Raw genomic sequence first — 15,728 nt, 5'->3', positions numbered from 1 at the left:
CAGGTTCTTTGTAGGGATTGCAATCTCAAGAAGAGTGACAAGACCGAGTGAGGAGAGGTTTTCATGTCCGTGCGTCCCTCTACCGCTCACGTCAAGATGCTCGTCCATTTGGAGCAGGATGAGGATGGATATCCACCCACGACCGAGGAAAGCCTGTGGGTCCTTCCCACGGAAGGAGGGCTCTTCCAGGTGGACAACATCCCCTTCTTCGCTTGGGACCTTGCTCTCGGGGATGTGGTGGCGGCCGATCCGGAGGAGGGGGTGTGGCGATTCAGACGGGTCATCCGCCGCTCAGGCCATGCCACCCTCCGGCTGCTCCTCTATGACGTCGCCGAGGTGCCCATGGCCATCGAACGTTTCGCCATGCTGGGGTGTCTGAGCGAGCGAAGTCACATTCCCGGACTCATCGTCCTGGATGTACCACCCTCCACTCCCTGGACTGAGGTGAAGCGGTTGTTGGTCGAGGGTGAAGCCGAAGAGCGTTGGGGGTACGAGGAGGCTTGCGTGCCTGGTCACGCAGTGTCCGTCCCATGACGTTCGGTTGCCCCGGGGCCGGGTGGACTCCAGGGGACGTTGGTGCAGGATGCGCGGATGTGGCGGACCAGAAGCGAGGCGTGCCACCGCCGCTCATGGCGGCCCGGTTCCATGGCGCGTTGGTTTCACTCCCAGTCGCGTTGTCCGGAGGTGGAGTTGACTCCGAAGGATGCGCGGGTGTGAAGTCCGGGCTCGATGTCTACGGTTTTAGAGAATCCAGCCGATGAGTTTTCTCACTGGCCCGCCACGGCGCAGGTGTCGCCGTGACGATCCTCGACACCCTCAACGAGGCACAGGGACTTGTCGGGCGCTATTGGAAGGAGGAGCAGTCTCCCGAGCAGGCACGAATCCTGGGTTGTGCGAGGGATGTCCTGATCTTCATCTCCGCTACCGGTCAACCCTATCGCTTCGAGGATTACCGTGAGCGGCTCCAGGCCGGAAATCCATCTCGCCTCGCCGCGACCACCGAGGAACTCGTACGCAGGGCAGCGGATTTCTTCGAGCAGCTCCGCGGCGAATCCCAGTCAGAGCGAGAGCGAGCGCTTGCCCTGGTCATCATCGACGCGCTCCACTTCATCGACTCGACCGGGCAGCTCGACGACTTCAAGCGCTATTCGCGGGAGCTCGACTCCAACGAGCCACCTCGAGTGGTTGCCTCTTTCGACACACGCGAGCAGGCGGAGGCTTGGCTGAGGAACCACCCGAGTCCTCCCCACTGTGCCAGCATCCTGATCGCGGGCAGGTACCACACCGTCGCGTATGATCGCGAGACGAACGGCCGTTACCTGCCCCCCTCTCGCGAGCTCGAGTACTACCTCGCCAGTCTCGAGCAAGACAGCCCGCCCGCTGCCGTTGCCTCGTTCGACACGCTCCAGGAAGCCGAGGCCTGGCTGAGTGCGCAACCCGCACCACCCAGACGGGCCTGGGTGCGGATCTCCGGTGAAGTCTACCTGGCGGTGTATCACCCCAACGTCAACCACCGGGCCCTCTACCCGTTGTCGCTGGCCGATGGATTCGAGATCAACACGGACGTGGAGCCCGGGAGCGCATAGGCCCAACCCGGCATTCCCGGTGTGGTGTTACCCCGCCTCCGTCATGGCCCGTGCAAGCAACTCTTGTACACCGAGTTGGCGGGCCCACTCCCGCAGATATGTTCCGTCGAGCGCTCCGGCAGCAAGGCGGAGAATCTGCACCACGTCTCGCCATTGGGTACTGGAGACTTCTCCTCCCTCTCGGAACCACAGCAGCTTTCGTAGCACCGAGTCCTCGGGGCTCTTGATGTAGAGCCCCTTACCGTCGGCCGCCAGGACCACCCGGCGGCGGCGAGAGAACTCACTCCTGTCGAATGCACCGGGACGCAGCAGGAAGAGGTCCACCTTGGTCACCGTCGGCAGGTGGAAGATGTTCCAGGACGCCCGGCGCATGACGGCTTCTCGCAGCGCCTCCGCATCGACCTCGAAGTCGCTCCCCAGCGCTTGTTTCAATGCGTCGACCTGGGACGGCTGCAGATCCACGACGAAGTCGATGTCGTTGGTTGCGCGTGGCTCACCTTGAAGGGAACTGGCCAGACTTCCTCCGAGGAAATAGCCCGCATGCACCTGCTCGAAAGCCTCGGCACACTGGAGTGCGACCTGGATGACAGCCGGCTCGCTCATGGCAGCAGGGCGGCGTGTGCGCCGAAGAGGCGACGAGCTATCTCTCGGCCGTAGAGGCGCTCGGCCAGCCGCACCCGCACCTCGGTCTCATCCGCGTTCGGGAAGCGCTGACGGATACCCACCTCCGCCATCCAGCGAGTCGCTTGTGTCAGCGCCGCTGCCTTGCGGAGCCGCTCCGCCGGAGATTGGGCGCGCAGCAGCTCGAAGTACCGCTCACGCTGCCGAGGGTCGGTGTCCTGGTCCATGTCTGGAAGCATAGCGTCCCTCCCTTCGTTCCGCCCTTTCTCCATGACACTGTCCGTCCCATGACGGTCGGTTGCCCCGGGGCCGGATGGACTCCCGGGGACGTTGGTGCAGGATGCGCGGATGTGTCTCGGCATCCCCGGTGAGGTGCTCTCCACGGTGGACGGCCCGCTGCGCATGGGCCGGGTGGCCTTCGGCAAGGTCATCAAGGAAGTGTGTCTGGCCTATGTCCCCGAGGCCGCTCCGGGTGACTTCGTCGTGGTGCACGCCGGCTTCGCCATCAGCCGCGTCGACCCCGAGGGCGCGCGGCGTGTCTTCGCCTACCTGGAGCAGCTCGGCGAGACGGACGCGCTGCGCGAGGAGGAGCCGCGATGAGGTACGTGGACGAGTACCGCGGCGCGGAGGATGCCCGGCGCTATGCGCGCGCCCTCCAGTCCCGGGTGACTCGGCCCTGGACGCTGATGGAGGTGTGTGGCGGCCAGACGCACGCCATCGTCCGCTTCGGCATCGACCAGCTCCTGCCGCCGGGCCTCACGCTCCTCCATGGCCCCGGCTGCCCGGTGTGTGTCACGCCGGTGGAGCTGCTGGACAAGGCCCTGGTCATCGCCTCGCGCCCCGGCGTGGTCTTCTGCTCGTTCGGCGACATGCTCCGGGTGCCCGGCTCGGGGAGGGATCTGCTCTCGGTGAAGGCCGCGGGCGGGGACGTGCGCATCGTCTACTCGCCCATGGACGCGCTGGCCCTGGCCGAGCGGCTGCCGGAGCGCGAGGTCGTCTTCTTCGCCGTGGGCTTCGAGACCACCGCGCCCGCCTGCGCCATGGCCGTCCACGAAGCCAGGCGGCGCGGGCTGCGCAACTTCTCCCTGCTGGTGGCGCACGTCCTGGTGCCCCCGGCGATGGAAGCCATCCTCTCGGTCCCCGGCCGGAAGGTGGATGCGTTCCTGGCCGCGGGCCACGTGTGCACCATCATGGGCATGGAGGCCTACGAGCCCCTCGCCCGTGCGTACCGCGTGCCCATCGTCGCCACGGGCTTCGAGCCGTTGGACCTGTTGCAGGGCATCCACATGTGCGTGGCGCAGCTCGAGTCCGGGCGGGCCGAGGTGGAGAACCAGTACGCCCGTGCCGTCCGCCCGGCCGGCAACGCGAGCGCCCGGGCCATGCTGCGCGAGGTGTTCGAGGTGGTGCCGAGGACGTGGCGTGGCATCGGCCTCATCCCCGCGAGCGGCCTGGGGCTCCGCGCCGCCTTCGCGGACTGGGACGCCGAGCGCAAGTTCGACGTCGTGTCCGTGGGAGGACGCGAGGACGCCGCGTGCCGCAGCGGCCTCGTGCTCCAGGGCCAGCTCAAGCCGCCCGAGTGCCCCGCGTTCGGCACCCGCTGCACCCCCGAGACGCCGCTCGGCGCGACGATGGTGTCGTCCGAGGGCGCGTGCGCCGCCTACTACCGCTACCGGAGGTTCCAGCTCCCATGTCCGCCGACCTCGCCCTGAGCTGCCCCGTGCCGCTCCAGCGTCCCACCACCGTGCAGCTCGCCCACGGTGGGGGAGGGCGCCTCATGCGCCAGCTGCTCGAGGAGCTCTTCCTGGAGGCCTTCCGCGCTCCGGCCCTCGCCGAGCGCCATGACGGCGCGGTGGTGCCGCTCGGAGGGGAGCGGCTGGCCTTCACCACGGACTCCTATGTGGTGACGCCTCGCTTCTTCCCGGGCGGGGACATCGGCAGGCTCGCCGTCCATGGCACGGTGAACGACCTGGCCATGGCCGGCGCGAAACCCCTGTACCTGAGCGCCGGCTTCATCCTCGAGGAGGGGCTCCCGCTGGACGAGCTGCGCCGCGTGGTGGCCTCCATGCGCGACGCCGCGCGGGAGTGCGGCGTGGAGATCGTCACCGGGGACACCAAGGTGGTGGACAGGGGCAAGGCGGACGGGCTCTTCATCAACACCTCGGGCGTGGGCCGTGTCTCCGAGGGCGTGTCCGTCCATCCCCGCCGCGTGAGGCCTGGAGACGCGGTGCTCGTCTCGGGAGACGTGGGGCGGCACGGCATCGCGGTGCTCTCGGTGCGCGAGGGGCTCGCCTTCGAGACGCCCGTGGTGAGTGATTGCGCCTCGCTCGCCCCGTTGGTGGCGGCCCTCCTCGAGGCGGGCGTGGAGGTGCACTGCCTGCGCGATACCACGCGCGGGGGGCTGGCCACCGCGCTCAATGAGATCGCCCTCGATGCCGGGGTGGGGCTCGTGGTGGACGAGCCCGCCGTGCCGGTGGACGAGTCCGTGGCGGGAGCCTGTGAGCTGCTGGGGTTGGATCCGCTCTACGTGGCGTGCGAGGGCCGCATGGTGGTCTTCGTCCCCGAGCCCCAGGCGGAGCGGGCGCGGGAGGTGTTGCGCCGTCATCCCCTCGGGGCCGGGGCCGAGCGCATCGGCCGTGTCACCGAGGGGCCCGCGGGCATGGTCTCCCTGAGGACGCGGCTCGGGGGCCAGCGCTTGTTGGACCTGCTGTCCGGGGAGCAGCTCCCGCGCATCTGTTGAGCGCTGGAGCCGAGAACAGGGGGGGAGATGCGTCCAGGGAATGCGCGGAGCCCGAAGTTCAAGCGGGTGATCGTCACCCGGCCAGGCGGGCCCGAGGTCCTCCAGCTTCGAGAGGAAGCGCTCCCCGAGCCCGGGCCCGGTGAGGTGCGGGTGAAGATCCTGGCGACGGGTGTCTCGTATGCGGATTTGTTGATGCGCGAAGGCGTCCATCCCGAGACACCGCGCACGGTGCCCTTCACCCTGGGGTGGGATCTGGCCGGGGTGGTGGACAAGACAGGGGCGGGCGTCTCCCGGTTCACTCCGGGCCAGCGGGTCGGGGCCCTGCCCGTCACGGGCGGGTATGCCCAGTTCATCTGTCTGCCGCAGGAAGAGCTGGTTCTCGTCCCCGCCGGGTTGGATCCCGCCGAAGTGGTCTGCCTGGTGTTCAACTACATGACGGCCTACCAGATGATGCACCGCGCCGCCCGGGTCCAACCCGGCCAGCGCGTGCTGATCCACGCCGCCTCGGGAGGCATCGGCACGGCCCTGCTCCAGCTGGGACGAGTGGCCGGGCTCGAGATGTACGGGACGGCTTCCGCTGCCGCGCATGAACGGGTGACCGCGCTGGGCGCGACCCCCATCGACTACAAGCACGTGGATTTCGTGGAGGAGATCCGCCGCCTGACGGGAGATGGCGTGGATGTCGTCTTCGATGGCATGGGTGGCTCCCACCTGTGGCGCTCCGTCAGGGCCCTGCGGGCGGGCGGCACGGTGGTGGCCTACGGTTTGACCTCGTCCCTGAGCGGAGGCCAGCTGGCGAGGGGACGGCGTTACCGCTTCCACGGCTTGGCGGTCTTCGGGCTCATCCAGGCCGCCACCCGCCTCATCCCCGGCGGAAGGCGGATGCGGTTCTACAGCGTCCAGAGGCTCAAGCGGCGCAGACCCGGCTGGTACCAGGAGGATCTGACCGTGCTGCTGGACCTGCTCCGTCAGGGGAAGATCCAGCCGATCATCGCGGCACGGCTCCCGCTGGAGGAAGCCGCCCGCGCCCATGAGTTGCTCGGCCGTGGAGGGGTGACAGGCAAGATCGTCCTGCTCTGTGACACCTGAGCGCGCTGCGGATGCCCCGCCCCACCTAATGAGGAGCCAGCGGCTCGCCGCCTTCCCGCCCCCGTGCCCAGGTGGCGTCCAGCCGCTCGCGCAGCCAGCGCAGCAGATCGATGTACGAGAGGATTCCCAACAACCGCCGATCCTCGTCCACCACTGGAAGCGCCCCCACCCGCTCGTCGGTGAAGAGCTCCAGGGCCCGGCCCAGGGACGCACCGGAGCGCAGGAACAGCGGCTCCGGCGTCATCATCTCGCCCACCCGCTCCTCCAGTACCTCGTGAGCGGCACGGGGCCACTCCCGGGCTGTCCCGCCCAGCCGCTGGCGCAGGTCGCGTTCGGAGATGATGCCCAACAGCCGATCCCCCTCGTCCACCACCGGCAGGTGCCGCACGCCCGCGTAGATGAGCGTCCAGGCCGCCTCGTCCAGCCGCGCATCCGGTCCGAGCGCGAGCGGCTCGGGCGTCATCAGCGCATCGACGGGCAGCTCCCACGGGCCGCTCGGCGCGGGCACATGCTCGCCCGCCATGGCGGAGAGCAGATCCCCATCGGTCAGGATGCCCACCATGGAGCCGCTCGCATCCACCACCGCGAGCGAGTGGAGGTGGGCTCCTCGCATCGCCCGCGCGGCCGCGGGAAGCTCCTCGTCCTCGGAGATGCTCTGCACCGGGCAGGACATCAGGTTCCTCACCCGGATCCATCGCTCCCTCCCGGAGTGGAGCGCCTCCTCGAGGACATCCATTCGCGTCAGCATGCCCATGAGCCGGTTGTTCGCCCCGACGACGGGGAGGTGCTGGACATGGCGGAACTTCTTGAGCAGCTCCTCCACGGTCAGCTCCTCGCTCACCCGGAGGGTGGACACGTTCCGGCTCATCACGTCGCGCACGCGCAGCTGGGCTGGCCGGGGGGCGCTGTCATGCTCCCCGGGCTCGGGACGCTCGTGGGAGCTTTCCGTTCCATCCGGGCCGGACCCGGGCGGGTCTGTCTGGTCTTGCGCCATGGTGCCCCTCCTTCGGCGGTGGGCTTTTGCTCCCTGTCGAAGTTCAGGGTGGCGGGCATGCGGCGCAATCCGTCCAGGGCCTCCCGCGCGAGCGCGGCGGACGCCCGCTCCGTCTCCGGGCTCTTCCCGCGAGGACCTGGCTCACACCGGGAGCCGCCTCTCGGGCATGAGGGCACGCACCAGCACGATCAGGCCGACGGCGATCACGGCCATGGGCCCCACCACCGTCCAGCTGATCGCCTCGCCCAGGCCGACCGCCAGCAGGAGGATGGCGAAGATGAGGGTGCCCTGCACCGGCCGCCGGTAGGCCGGTACGAGCAGGCGGACGACGGCTTCCCCGAGGAAGAGCAGTCCGGCCCCGATGAAGATCAACGTCCAGGCATCCCACCGTTCATAGCGGTCCAGGTAGCCCAGGTTCTGGGCCAGCAGCACCACTCCGGACCAGAGCAGGACGAGCGCCCACACCACGCTGCCGAGCGGATCATGGTGCGGCCCATCCGCGGCCGGTCTCCTCTCGTATCCGGGTGCATTCCTCTCTCCGGGAAATGGTTGGGTCATGGTGGCCTCCCCGTGCTCGCAAGAAGCATGTGCATCCCTCCGGGCTTCGTGCTCCCGGGCGAGTTGCCACCCGAGGTAGCCGCCCAGCGCTGCGGCGGCTCCATGGCCGGTACCAGTCTTCATGATTCCTGGCGGAGCGCATGCTTCCAAGCTCGGGCCGCGGGAGGTGGGGGGCAAGCCGGGCCGGGCTTCCTCTCCGAGGGGGCCGGAGTTACCTCACCAGGGGAGGTGAGGCGGGTGGACACACGGATCCTCACGAAGTCACGGACGGGCTGGCGGGTGCCTCCCCTCATGCCTGACTACGAGGCCGCACGTGCCTCCTTCTCGTGGGAGGCGGCCCGGCACGAGCTGGCCGGGCTCCCCGGAGGACGGGGGCTCAACATGGCCCACGAGGCGGTGGACCGGCACTGCCGGGAGGGGCGGGGAGGGCACCCGGCGCTTCTCTGGCTGGGCCGCCACGGCGAGCGCGAGGTCTTCTCCTACGCGGAGCTCTCCGCCTGGACGAGCCGCTTCGCGAACGTGCTCGCCGCGCTGGGCATCGCACCGGGCGAGCGTGTCTTCTCCCTGTTGGGGCGCATCCCCGAGCTGTACTTCACCGTGCTCGGCACCCTGAAGCACCGCGCCGTCTTCTGCCCGCTCTTCTCCGCCTTCGGCCCCGAGCCCATCCGCGCCCGTCTGCAGCGGGGCGAGGCCCGGGTGCTGGTGACGACGTCCGCCCTCTACCGCAAGAAGGTGGCGCCCCTGCGCGACTCCCTGCCTTCGCTCACCCACGTGCTGCTCGTGGACGGCGGCGGCGAGCCGGGCACCCACCCCCTGCATGCCCTCCTGGAGCGGGCCCTGGATACCTATGAGATCGGCCCCACGGCCCCCGAGGACATGGCGCTGCTCCACTTCACCAGTGGCACCACCGGTACGCCCAAGGGCGCCGTCCATGTCCACGGGGCCGTGCTCGCCCACCACGTCACCGGCACGCTCGCGTTGGATCTGCACCCGGAGGACGTCTTCTGGTGCACCGCGGATCCCGGCTGGGTGACGGGCACCTCCTACGGCATCCTCTCCCCGCTCACGCACGGGGTGACGTGCGTGGTGGACGAGGCGGACTTCGATGCCGAGCGCTGGTACCGCATCCTCCAGGACGAGCGCGTCACCGTCTGGTACACCGCGCCCACCGCCGTGCGGATGTTGATGAAGGCCGGCGAGGCGCTGCCCCGGCGCTTCGAGCTGAGGGCCCTGCGCTTCATCGCCAGCGTGGGCGAGCCGCTCAACCCCGAGGCGGTGCTCTGGTCCCAGCGCGTGCTCGGCCTGCCCATCCACGACAACTGGTGGCAGACGGAGACGGGCGGCATCATGGTGGCCAACTACGCCGCCATGGACATCAAGCCGGGCTCCATGGGGCGGCCACTGCCGGGAGTGGAGGCCGCCATCGTCCGGCGCCTTCCCGGCGGCGGGGTGGAGGTGGTGGAGGAGCCGGGCCGCGAGGGCGAGCTGGCGCTGCGTCCCGGCTGGCCCTCCATGTTCCGCGGCTACCTCCACGAGGAGGAGCGCTACCGCCAGTGCTTCGCCCAGGGCTGGTACCTCTCGGGAGATCTCGCCCGCAGGGACTCCGACGGCTACTTCTGGTTCGTGGGCCGTGCCGATGACGTCATCAAGTCCATGGGCCACCTCATCGGCCCCTTCGAGGTGGAGAGCGTGCTGCTCGAGCACCCCGCAGTGGCCGAGGCGGGCGTCATCGGCCGGCCGGAGCCAATCATCGGCGAGGTGGTGAAGGCCTTCGTCTCCCTCAAGGACGGCTACTCCCCGGACGAGCCGCTGCGCCGCGCGCTGCTCGCCCACGCGCGCACCCGCCTGGGCGCGGTGGTGGCGCCCAAGGAGCTGGACTTCCTGCCCACGCTGCCGCGCACGCGCTCGGGGAAGATCATGCGCCGGCTCCTCAAGGCCCGTGAGCTGGGCCTGCCCGAGGGCGACACCTCCACCCTGGAGGCCCCCGCATGAGCCCGGACATGCCCAGCGGCTTCCCGCTCGCGCGGGACGAGGCGCTCGCGTGGCTGCGGCAGATGCAGCTCATCCGGCGCTTCGAGGAGGCGAGCGCCCAGGCGTACTCCGCGGGGAAGATCCGCGGCTTCCTGCACCTCTACATCGGCGAGGAGGCGTGCGCGGTGGGTGCCATCCGCGCGCTGCTGCCGGACGATGCGCTCGTGTCCCACTACCGCGAGCACGGGCACGCGCTGGTGCGCGGCGTGACGGCACGGGCCATCATGGCGGAGATGTTCGGCAAGGCGGAGGGGTGCAGCCGGGGGCGCGGGGGCTCCATGCACCTCTTCGACGTGTCCCGGCGCTTCTACGGCGGCAACGCCATCGTCGCGGGGGGCCTGCCGCTCGCGATCGGCCTGGCGCTGGCGGATCAGCTGCGCGCGCTGCCCCGGGTGACGGCCGCCATCTTCGGTGACGGCGCGGTGGCCGAGGGCGAGTTCCACGAGTCGCTCAACCTCGCCACCCTCTGGAAGCTGCCCGTCCTCTTCCTGTGCGAGAACAACCTCTACGCCATGGGGACGGCGCTCGCCCGGCACGAGTCGCAGACGGACCTCACGGTGAAGGCGGCCGGCTACGGGCTGCCGGCCGAGGCCGTGGATGGGATGGACGCGCTGGCGGTGGCGGACGCGGTGCGGCGCGCGGCGGCCCGGGCCCGCGAGGGCGGAGGGCCCTCCTTCCTGGAGCTGCGCACCTACCGCTTCCGCGCCCACTCCATGTACGACCCGGAGCTCTACCGCGACAAGCGCGAGGTGGAGCAGTGGAAGCAGAAGGATCCCATCATCGGATTCATCTCCCGCATGCGCGAGGCGGGCCTGCTGGCGGAGGGGGACCTGGAGCGCCTGGAGGGTGAGGTGGAAGCCGAGGTGGCGGACGCGCTGGCCTTCGCCGACGCGGGCACGCTCGAGCCGGTGGAGGACCTGACCCGCGACGTCTACACCCCGAGGGAGGCGCCATGAGCGCCGGAGAGAAACGACCGGGCACGGTGCGGATGACGTACCGCGAGGCCGTCCGCGCCGCCGTCCGCGAGGCGCTCCAGCGGGATCCGCGCGTCTTCCTCATGGGCGAGGACGTGGGCGCCTATGGCGGCTGCTACGCGGTGAGCAAGGGGTGTCTGGCCGAGTTCGGCCCCGAGCGCGTGCGCGACACGCCCCTGTCCGAGTCCGCCTTCGTGGGGGCGGGCATCGGCGCCGCCATGGGGGGCATGCGGCCCATCGTGGAGATCATGACGGTCAACTTCGGGCTGCTCGCGTTGGATCAGATCGTCAACAACGCCGCCACCCTGCGCCACATGTCCGGAGGGCAGCTCAGCATCCCCGTGGTCATCCGCCTGGCCACGGGCGCGGGGCGGCAGGTGGCCGCGCAGCACTCGCACAGCTTCGAGGGCTGGTTCGCCCACATCCCCGGCATCCGCATCCTCACCCCCGCCACGCTGGAGGACGCGCGCGGCATGTTGTGGAGCGCGCTCCAGGAGCCGGACCCCGTCCTCATCTTCGAGAACGCGCTGCTCTACGCCATGGAGGGAGATCTGTCCGAGGACGCGGGCGCGGTGGAACTGGAGCACGCGGCCATCCGCCGGCCGGGGCGGGACGTGTCCCTGCTCACGTATGGGGGGAGCCTCTTCAAGACGCTCGCGGCGGCGGAGGCGCTGGCGCGCGAGGGGATCGACGCGGAGGTGGTGGATCTGCGCACGCTGCGGCCGCTCGATGACGCGACGATCCTCGGCTCGGTGGCGCGCACGCGGCGCGCGGTCATCGTGGACGAGGGCTGGCGCACCGGGAGCCTGTCCGCCGAGCTCAGTGCCCGCATCATGGAGCACGTCTTCTACGAGCTGGACGCGCCGGTGCAACGGGTGTGCACCGCGGAGGTGCCCATTCCCTATGCGAAGCACCTGGAGGACGCGGCGCTGCCCCAGCCGCCGGCCATCATCGCGGCGGTGAAGCGGACGCTGGGAGAGGCCCATGGGTGACTTCCGGATGCCCTCGCTGGGGGCGGACATGGAGGCCGGCACGCTCGTCGAGTGGAAGGTGAAGCGCGGCGACGGGGTGAAGCGCGGCGACATCGTGGCGCTCGTGGAGACGCAGAAGGGCATCATCGAGGTGGAGACGTTCGAGGCGGGCACGGTGGAGGCGCTCCTCGTGGAGCCCGGGACGAAGGTGCCGGTGGGCACGGTGCTGGCCCACCTCCGCGGAGAGGGCGAGCCCGCGGTGCCCGAAAAGCCCCCAGCGGTGGAGGTGTCTCCGCCCGTGGGAGGGCACCGGCCCAGGGCCTCTCCGGCGGCGAGGGCCGCGGCGGCGAAGCTGGGGTTGGACCTGGCCGCGGTGGCGGGGACGGGGCCCGGTGGTGCCATCTCCCTCGAGGACGTGGAGCGCGCCGCCCGGGCCGCCCCGGCCGCGCCTCCCGCCTCCGCTCCGGCTGTCTCGGACGAGTCGCGGCGTCTGGCGATGCGGCGGGCCATCGCCGCGGCCATGTCCCGCTCCAAGCGGGAGATTCCGCACTACTACCTCGACACCCGCGTCGACGTGGGGCGCGCGCTGGACTGGCTGCGCCAGGAGAACGAGCGCCTGCCCCTGGCCGAGCGGATGCTCCCGGTGGTGCTCTACCTCAAGGCGGTGGGGCTCGCGGTGCGCCAGTTCCCCGAGCTCAATGGCTTCTGGGTGGACGGCGCCTTCCGGCCCTCGCGGGCGGTGCACCTGGGTGTCGTCATCTCGTTGCGGCAGGGCGGGGTGATGGTGCCCGCGCTGCACGACGTGCCGGACAAGCCGCCCGGTGTGTTGATGCGCGAGCTGGGCGAGCTCATCCAGCGCGCGCGCCGGGGGACGCTGCGCAGCTCGGAGCTGGCGGACTCGACGCTCACCGTCACCAGCCTGGGCGAGCCGGGCGCGGACCGTGTGTTCGGCGTCATCTTCCCCCCGCAGGTGGCCATCATCGGCTTCGGCTCGGCGCGCGAGGTGCCCTGGGTGGTGGAGGGCCGGTGCGTCCCGCGCCCGCTCGTCAGCGTCAGCCTGTCCGCGGACCACCGCGCGAGCGATGGGCACCGCGGGGCCGCCTTCCTGGCGCGCGTGGAGCGCCTGCTGCAGGAGCCGGAGAAGCTATGAACCGCGACGCGTTGAGACAGTCCGTATTGGAGTCCCTGGCCACGGTGGCCCCCGAGATGGAGCCCTCCACCCTGCGCCCGGACGAGCCGCTGCGGGAGCAGCTGGACATCGACTCGTACGACTTCCTCCAGAGCCTCATCGCGCTGGACAAGAAGCTCTCCGTCTCCATTCCCGAGTCGGATTACGGGCGGCTCACCACGCTCGACGCCTGCGTCGACTACCTCTCGCGGCGGCTGGCCGAGCAGGGCCGTTGAGCCAGAAGGGAGGCGTGCCGTCCATGGACATGACACCTTCAGCGCCCACACGGCTGGAGCCCGCGCGGGTGGTGCTCGTGGCGCGCGGCCTCACCAAGGTGTACCGCACCGGCGAGGTGGAGGTGCACGCGCTGCGGGGCGTGGACCTGGACCTGTACGCGGGCGAGTTCATCGTCCTGCTTGGGCCCTCGGGCAGCGGCAAGTCCACGCTCCTCAACATCCTCGGAGGGCTGGACGTGCCCACCGCGGGCGACATCACCTACTACGACCACGACCTGGCCCACGCCGACGAGCGCGAGCTCACCCGCTACCGGCGCGAGCACGTGGGCTTCGTCTTCCAGTTCTATAACCTCATCCCCAGCCTCACCGCCCGCGAGAACGTGGCCCTGGTGACGGAGATCGCCGAGAAGCCCATGCCCCCAGAGGAGGCGCTCGGCCTGGTGGGGCTCGGGCAGCGGCTGGACCACTTCCCCTCGCAGCTCTCCGGTGGCGAGCAGCAGCGGGTGGCCATCGCGCGCGCGGTGGCCAAGCGCCCGGATCTGCTCCTGTGCGACGAGCCCACCGGTGCGCTGGACTACGTCACCGGCAAGCTCGTGCTGGAGACGCTCGCGCGCGTCAACACCGAGCTGGGCACCACCACCGCCGTCATCACCCACAACGCGGCCATCGCGGGCATGGCGGACCGGGTCATCTCCATCGCGGATGGGCGCATCGTGCGGCTCGAGTCCAACCCGCACAAGCTCGGCCCCGGGGAGCTGAGCTGGTGAGGAGGCGCGCTCATCAGGTCCTCTTCCTCGTCCACCTGCCGGTAGAAGGCGATCCGCGTCTCGTCCCACAGGCGCCGCCCCAGCAGCAGCGGGGAGTTGGCGCCCGCGCGAGCTCCTCCGGGAACCATGGGCACGGTGTTTCATTGGCGCCGCCGCTCTCCGTCCCCATGTTTCCTCCAACAGGAGGGAAGTCACATGGCGGATTCCAGAACGTCGAGACCCGGCGGACAGGCGCGCGGTTCGCGCAGAGCGCCCCGTCCTCATCCCGCACCGCGCATGGGCAGGCAGGCCCGAGCCCCTGTCCGGCCCGTCACCCCGGCGCTGCTGCGGGCCCTGCGGGAGGAGGCCGGGCGGCTCCACGTGAAGTACCAGGTGCCGGGCATGGCCTATGCCATCGTCCAGGAGGAGCAGACGCTCACCACCCAGTGCCTGGGGTGCCTGAGAACGAACGACGCGGGCCAGTGTCCCGCCAACGCCTCCCGGGTGAACGCGGACACCGTCTTCGGGATCGGCTCCATCACCAAGAGCTTCACGGCCACCCAGCTCGCCCGGCTCGTCGAGGAAGGCAAGCTGGGCTGGGAGGAGCCCGTCCGGCAGCACCTGCGCGGCTTCACCCTGTTCGATCCCTGGGTGACCCAGGAGTTCCGCGTCTCCGACATCGCCTCCCACCGCAGCGGCCTGCCCGAGTACTGCCTCGATCTGATGAGCGTGCTCGGCTTCGAGCGGGACGCCATGCTCCGGGCCCTGCGCCATGTGGAGCCCGTGGCGAGCTTCCGCGGCACCTATGCCTACCAGAACAGCCTGCTGCTGCTGGCGGGGAAGCTGATCGAGCAGAAGACGGGCCTGGACTGGGAGGAGGCGCTCGCACGGCAGCTCCTCTCGCCGCTCGGGATGTCCCGGAGCACCGCGTCCCCGAAGGTGCTGGCCGGCTGGGACAACGTGGCGTCCGGCCACTTCCTGCTGCCGCTGGAGGAGGGGCAGCCGGAGCGGGCCGTCCCCATGCCCGAGGACTGGCCCTACTTCCCTCTGCTGTTCACGGAGGGGCCCGCGGGCGCCCTCTACTCCTCGGTGAAGGACATGGTCCGGTGGATGCGCTTCCACCTCGGGCGGGGCACGTTCGACGGGAGCACCCTGCTCGGCGAGGAGGGCATGGCGTTCCTCCACTGCCCGAGGATTCCCATGTTCTTCACGCTGCCGGCCATGGCCATGTCCTACGCCACGGGGTGGATCCACACCTCGAGCGCTCCAGCGCCCGTGCTGTGGCACAACGGGGCCACGGCGTTGGGAGGAATGAGTGCCAGCCTCGGTCTCGTTCCCGACGAGCGGACGGGCCTGGTGGTGCTCACCAACATCCTCTCGCCCGCCGCCGACGAGCTCTTGTCGAAGTTCGCCGAGCTCTACCTGGGTGGCCCGGCGGTGGCTCCGAGGGTGCTCCAGGAAGCGGCCCCCGCCCTGCGCCCGCATGCCCCCTCGCCACGCGCCGTCCGGACCCGCGGCCTCGAGGTGGACGCGGTGAAGCTCTGTGGCACGTTCGTCAACCCCGCCTACGGCCCCTTCCGCGTGAAGCAGCAGAAGGACGGGCTGGTGGTGATCATGGGGCCGCTGAAGCTCACCGCGCCCCTGGAGCACCTCGAGGGGCTCCGCTTCCAGGCGCTCCTCCCCGGGACGCCCTTCCTGCTGACCTTCCAGTTCGTCCTGGACGACAAGGGCCGGGCCAAGGAGCTGTGGGGCGAGGACTTCGCGGATGTGGAGCGGGGCCGCTTCCTCCGCCGTGACTGAGCTCCCGGCCCCCCGCTCCGCGTGGGAGCGGGGGGGCCCGGGGCCTCATGCGTAGGCTTGGATGAACGCCTTCTTCTGTTGTCGAGGAAGTCCCGGGCGGTGTCGTCGTAGGCGATGGCCCTGTCACGGAGCGCCGTGGCCACCGTGGTGGAGAAGAGCGAGCGGTGGTAGCCGTGGGACATGGCGCCGTGGACGCGGCCCAGGGGCACGGTGTCCC

17 protein-coding genes are annotated in these 15,728 nt (G+C 70.2%); 13 read left to right on the top strand and 4 right to left on the bottom strand.

What is annotated here, in order from left to right:
* Positions 1 to 63 precede the first annotated feature (63 nt).
* A complete protein-coding gene (locus VFZ09_RS08615; RefSeq protein WP_329727018.1) occupies positions 64 to 534 on the top strand; it encodes a DUF4265 domain-containing protein in 471 nt (156 codons plus the stop codon).
* Between the two features lie 263 nt (positions 535 to 797).
* On the top strand, positions 798 to 1,586 hold the full coding sequence (locus VFZ09_RS08610) for a hypothetical protein (protein WP_329727017.1): 789 nt from the start codon (positions 798 to 800) through the stop codon (positions 1,584 to 1,586).
* 27 nt (positions 1,587 to 1,613) lie between these two features.
* On the opposite strand, the gene VFZ09_RS08605 is transcribed toward VFZ09_RS08610, so the two are convergent.
* The gene (locus tag VFZ09_RS08605) at positions 1,614 to 2,189 is read right to left on the bottom strand and encodes a hypothetical protein (protein WP_329727016.1); all 576 of its coding nucleotides are present in this window, start codon (positions 2,187 to 2,189) and stop codon (positions 1,614 to 1,616) included.
* Positions 2,186 to 2,446, bottom strand: a complete 261-nt coding sequence (locus VFZ09_RS08600; protein WP_329727015.1) for a hypothetical protein — start codon at positions 2,444 to 2,446, stop codon at positions 2,186 to 2,188. The genes VFZ09_RS08605 and VFZ09_RS08600 overlap by 4 nt, the downstream gene beginning before the upstream one ends.
* Positions 2,447 to 2,555: 109 nt before the next feature.
* Here VFZ09_RS08600 and VFZ09_RS08595 point away from each other — a divergent pair, with 109 nt between their 5' ends.
* Genes VFZ09_RS08595 through VFZ09_RS08580 form a run of 4 tightly spaced genes read left to right on the top strand, consistent with a single transcriptional unit; the run spans position 2,556 to position 6,033 of the window.
* Positions 2,556 to 2,807 carry a HypC/HybG/HupF family hydrogenase formation chaperone gene (locus VFZ09_RS08595; protein WP_329727014.1) on the top strand — a complete coding sequence of 84 codons (252 nt, stop codon included), beginning with the start codon at positions 2,556 to 2,558 and terminating at the stop codon, positions 2,805 to 2,807.
* Positions 2,804 to 3,916 (top strand): hydrogenase formation protein HypD, encoded by a 1,113-nt coding sequence (gene hypD, locus VFZ09_RS08590; RefSeq protein WP_329727013.1) that lies wholly within the window; start codon positions 2,804 to 2,806, stop codon positions 3,914 to 3,916. Before VFZ09_RS08595 ends, hypD begins: the two co-directional genes overlap by 4 nt.
* Positions 3,895 to 4,944, top strand: a complete 1,050-nt coding sequence (gene hypE, locus VFZ09_RS08585; protein WP_329727012.1) for a hydrogenase expression/formation protein HypE — start codon at positions 3,895 to 3,897, stop codon at positions 4,942 to 4,944. The genes hypD and hypE overlap by 22 nt, the downstream gene beginning before the upstream one ends.
* A gap of 27 nt (positions 4,945 to 4,971) precedes the next feature.
* Positions 4,972 to 6,033 (top strand): medium chain dehydrogenase/reductase family protein, encoded by a 1,062-nt coding sequence (locus tag VFZ09_RS08580; RefSeq protein ID WP_329727011.1) that lies wholly within the window; start codon positions 4,972 to 4,974, stop codon positions 6,031 to 6,033.
* A gap of 25 nt (positions 6,034 to 6,058) precedes the next feature.
* Here the strand turns inward: VFZ09_RS08580 and VFZ09_RS08575 are convergent, their stop codons facing one another.
* Both VFZ09_RS08575 and VFZ09_RS08570 read right to left on the bottom strand, forming a co-directional pair.
* A complete protein-coding gene (locus tag VFZ09_RS08575) occupies positions 6,059 to 7,027 on the bottom strand; it encodes a CBS domain-containing protein (protein WP_329727010.1) in 969 nt (322 codons plus the stop codon).
* A gap of 141 nt (positions 7,028 to 7,168) precedes the next feature.
* Entirely contained in the window at positions 7,169 to 7,585 is a 417-nt protein-coding gene (locus VFZ09_RS08570; protein WP_329727070.1) for a LiaF transmembrane domain-containing protein, read from the bottom strand.
* Between VFZ09_RS08570 and acsA the strand changes: the two genes are divergently transcribed.
* From acsA to VFZ09_RS08535, 7 genes are all read left to right on the top strand, one after another.
* Positions 7,511 to 9,577, top strand: a complete 2,067-nt coding sequence (gene acsA, locus VFZ09_RS08565) for an acetate--CoA ligase (RefSeq protein WP_329727009.1) — start codon at positions 7,511 to 7,513, stop codon at positions 9,575 to 9,577. The two genes, VFZ09_RS08570 and acsA, sit on opposite strands and share 75 nt — an antisense overlap.
* The gene (gene pdhA / locus VFZ09_RS08560; RefSeq protein ID WP_329727008.1) at positions 9,574 to 10,572 is read left to right on the top strand and encodes a pyruvate dehydrogenase (acetyl-transferring) E1 component subunit alpha; all 999 of its coding nucleotides are present in this window, start codon (positions 9,574 to 9,576) and stop codon (positions 10,570 to 10,572) included. Before acsA ends, pdhA begins: the two co-directional genes overlap by 4 nt.
* Entirely contained in the window at positions 10,569 to 11,582 is a 1,014-nt protein-coding gene (locus VFZ09_RS08555; protein WP_329727007.1) for an alpha-ketoacid dehydrogenase subunit beta, read from the top strand. The genes pdhA and VFZ09_RS08555 overlap by 4 nt, the downstream gene beginning before the upstream one ends.
* Positions 11,575 to 12,711 carry a dihydrolipoamide acetyltransferase family protein gene (locus VFZ09_RS08550; protein ID WP_329727006.1) on the top strand — a complete coding sequence of 379 codons (1,137 nt, stop codon included), beginning with the start codon at positions 11,575 to 11,577 and terminating at the stop codon, positions 12,709 to 12,711. Before VFZ09_RS08555 ends, VFZ09_RS08550 begins: the two co-directional genes overlap by 8 nt.
* Complete coding sequence (locus VFZ09_RS08545; protein WP_329727005.1) at positions 12,708 to 12,965, top strand: acyl carrier protein; 258 nt, start codon at positions 12,708 to 12,710, stop codon at positions 12,963 to 12,965. Before VFZ09_RS08550 ends, VFZ09_RS08545 begins: the two co-directional genes overlap by 4 nt.
* Positions 12,966 to 12,988: 23 nt before the next feature.
* Positions 12,989 to 13,732, top strand: coding sequence for an ABC transporter ATP-binding protein (locus tag VFZ09_RS08540; RefSeq protein ID WP_329727004.1), 744 nt, complete (start codon positions 12,989 to 12,991; stop codon positions 13,730 to 13,732).
* A gap of 276 nt (positions 13,733 to 14,008) precedes the next feature.
* Positions 14,009 to 15,511, top strand: a complete 1,503-nt coding sequence (locus tag VFZ09_RS08535) for a serine hydrolase (protein ID WP_329727003.1) — start codon at positions 14,009 to 14,011, stop codon at positions 15,509 to 15,511.
* Positions 15,512 to 15,728: the final 217 nt, after the last annotated feature.

This window comes from Archangium sp., assembly GCF_036277355.1.
GTDB lineage: Bacteria > Myxococcota > Myxococcia > Myxococcales > Myxococcaceae > Archangium.
This window is presented reverse-complemented; position numbering and strand designations above follow the sequence as displayed.

Bases quoted from the DNA above. Each gene is read 5' to 3' on its own strand.
- VFZ09_RS08615 (WP_329727018.1), top strand. From the start codon at position 64: ATGTCCGTGCGTCCCTCTACCGCTCACGTCAAGATGCTCGTCCATTTG.
- VFZ09_RS08605 (WP_329727016.1), bottom strand. From the start codon at position 2,189: ATGAGCGAGCCGGCTGTCATCCAGGTCGCACTCCAGTGTGCCGAGGCT.
- VFZ09_RS08600 (WP_329727015.1), bottom strand. From the start codon at position 2,446: ATGCTTCCAGACATGGACCAGGACACCGACCCTCGGCAGCGTGAGCGG.
- VFZ09_RS08595 (WP_329727014.1), top strand. From the start codon at position 2,556: ATGTGTCTCGGCATCCCCGGTGAGGTGCTCTCCACGGTGGACGGCCCG.
- hypD (WP_329727013.1), top strand. From the start codon at position 2,804: ATGAGGTACGTGGACGAGTACCGCGGCGCGGAGGATGCCCGGCGCTAT.
- hypE (WP_329727012.1), top strand. From the start codon at position 3,895: ATGTCCGCCGACCTCGCCCTGAGCTGCCCCGTGCCGCTCCAGCGTCCC.
- VFZ09_RS08580 (WP_329727011.1), top strand. From the start codon at position 4,972: ATGCGTCCAGGGAATGCGCGGAGCCCGAAGTTCAAGCGGGTGATCGTC.
- VFZ09_RS08575 (WP_329727010.1), bottom strand. From the start codon at position 7,027: ATGGCGCAAGACCAGACAGACCCGCCCGGGTCCGGCCCGGATGGAACG.
- acsA (WP_329727009.1), top strand. From the start codon at position 7,511: ATGGTGCGGCCCATCCGCGGCCGGTCTCCTCTCGTATCCGGGTGCATT.
- VFZ09_RS08570 (WP_329727070.1), bottom strand. From the start codon at position 7,585: ATGACCCAACCATTTCCCGGAGAGAGGAATGCACCCGGATACGAGAGG.
- pdhA (WP_329727008.1), top strand. From the start codon at position 9,574: ATGAGCCCGGACATGCCCAGCGGCTTCCCGCTCGCGCGGGACGAGGCG.
- VFZ09_RS08555 (WP_329727007.1), top strand. From the start codon at position 10,569: ATGAGCGCCGGAGAGAAACGACCGGGCACGGTGCGGATGACGTACCGC.
- VFZ09_RS08550 (WP_329727006.1), top strand. From the start codon at position 11,575: ATGGGTGACTTCCGGATGCCCTCGCTGGGGGCGGACATGGAGGCCGGC.
- VFZ09_RS08545 (WP_329727005.1), top strand. From the start codon at position 12,708: ATGAACCGCGACGCGTTGAGACAGTCCGTATTGGAGTCCCTGGCCACG.
- VFZ09_RS08540 (WP_329727004.1), top strand. From the start codon at position 12,989: ATGGACATGACACCTTCAGCGCCCACACGGCTGGAGCCCGCGCGGGTG.
- VFZ09_RS08535 (WP_329727003.1), top strand. From the start codon at position 14,009: ATGGGCAGGCAGGCCCGAGCCCCTGTCCGGCCCGTCACCCCGGCGCTG.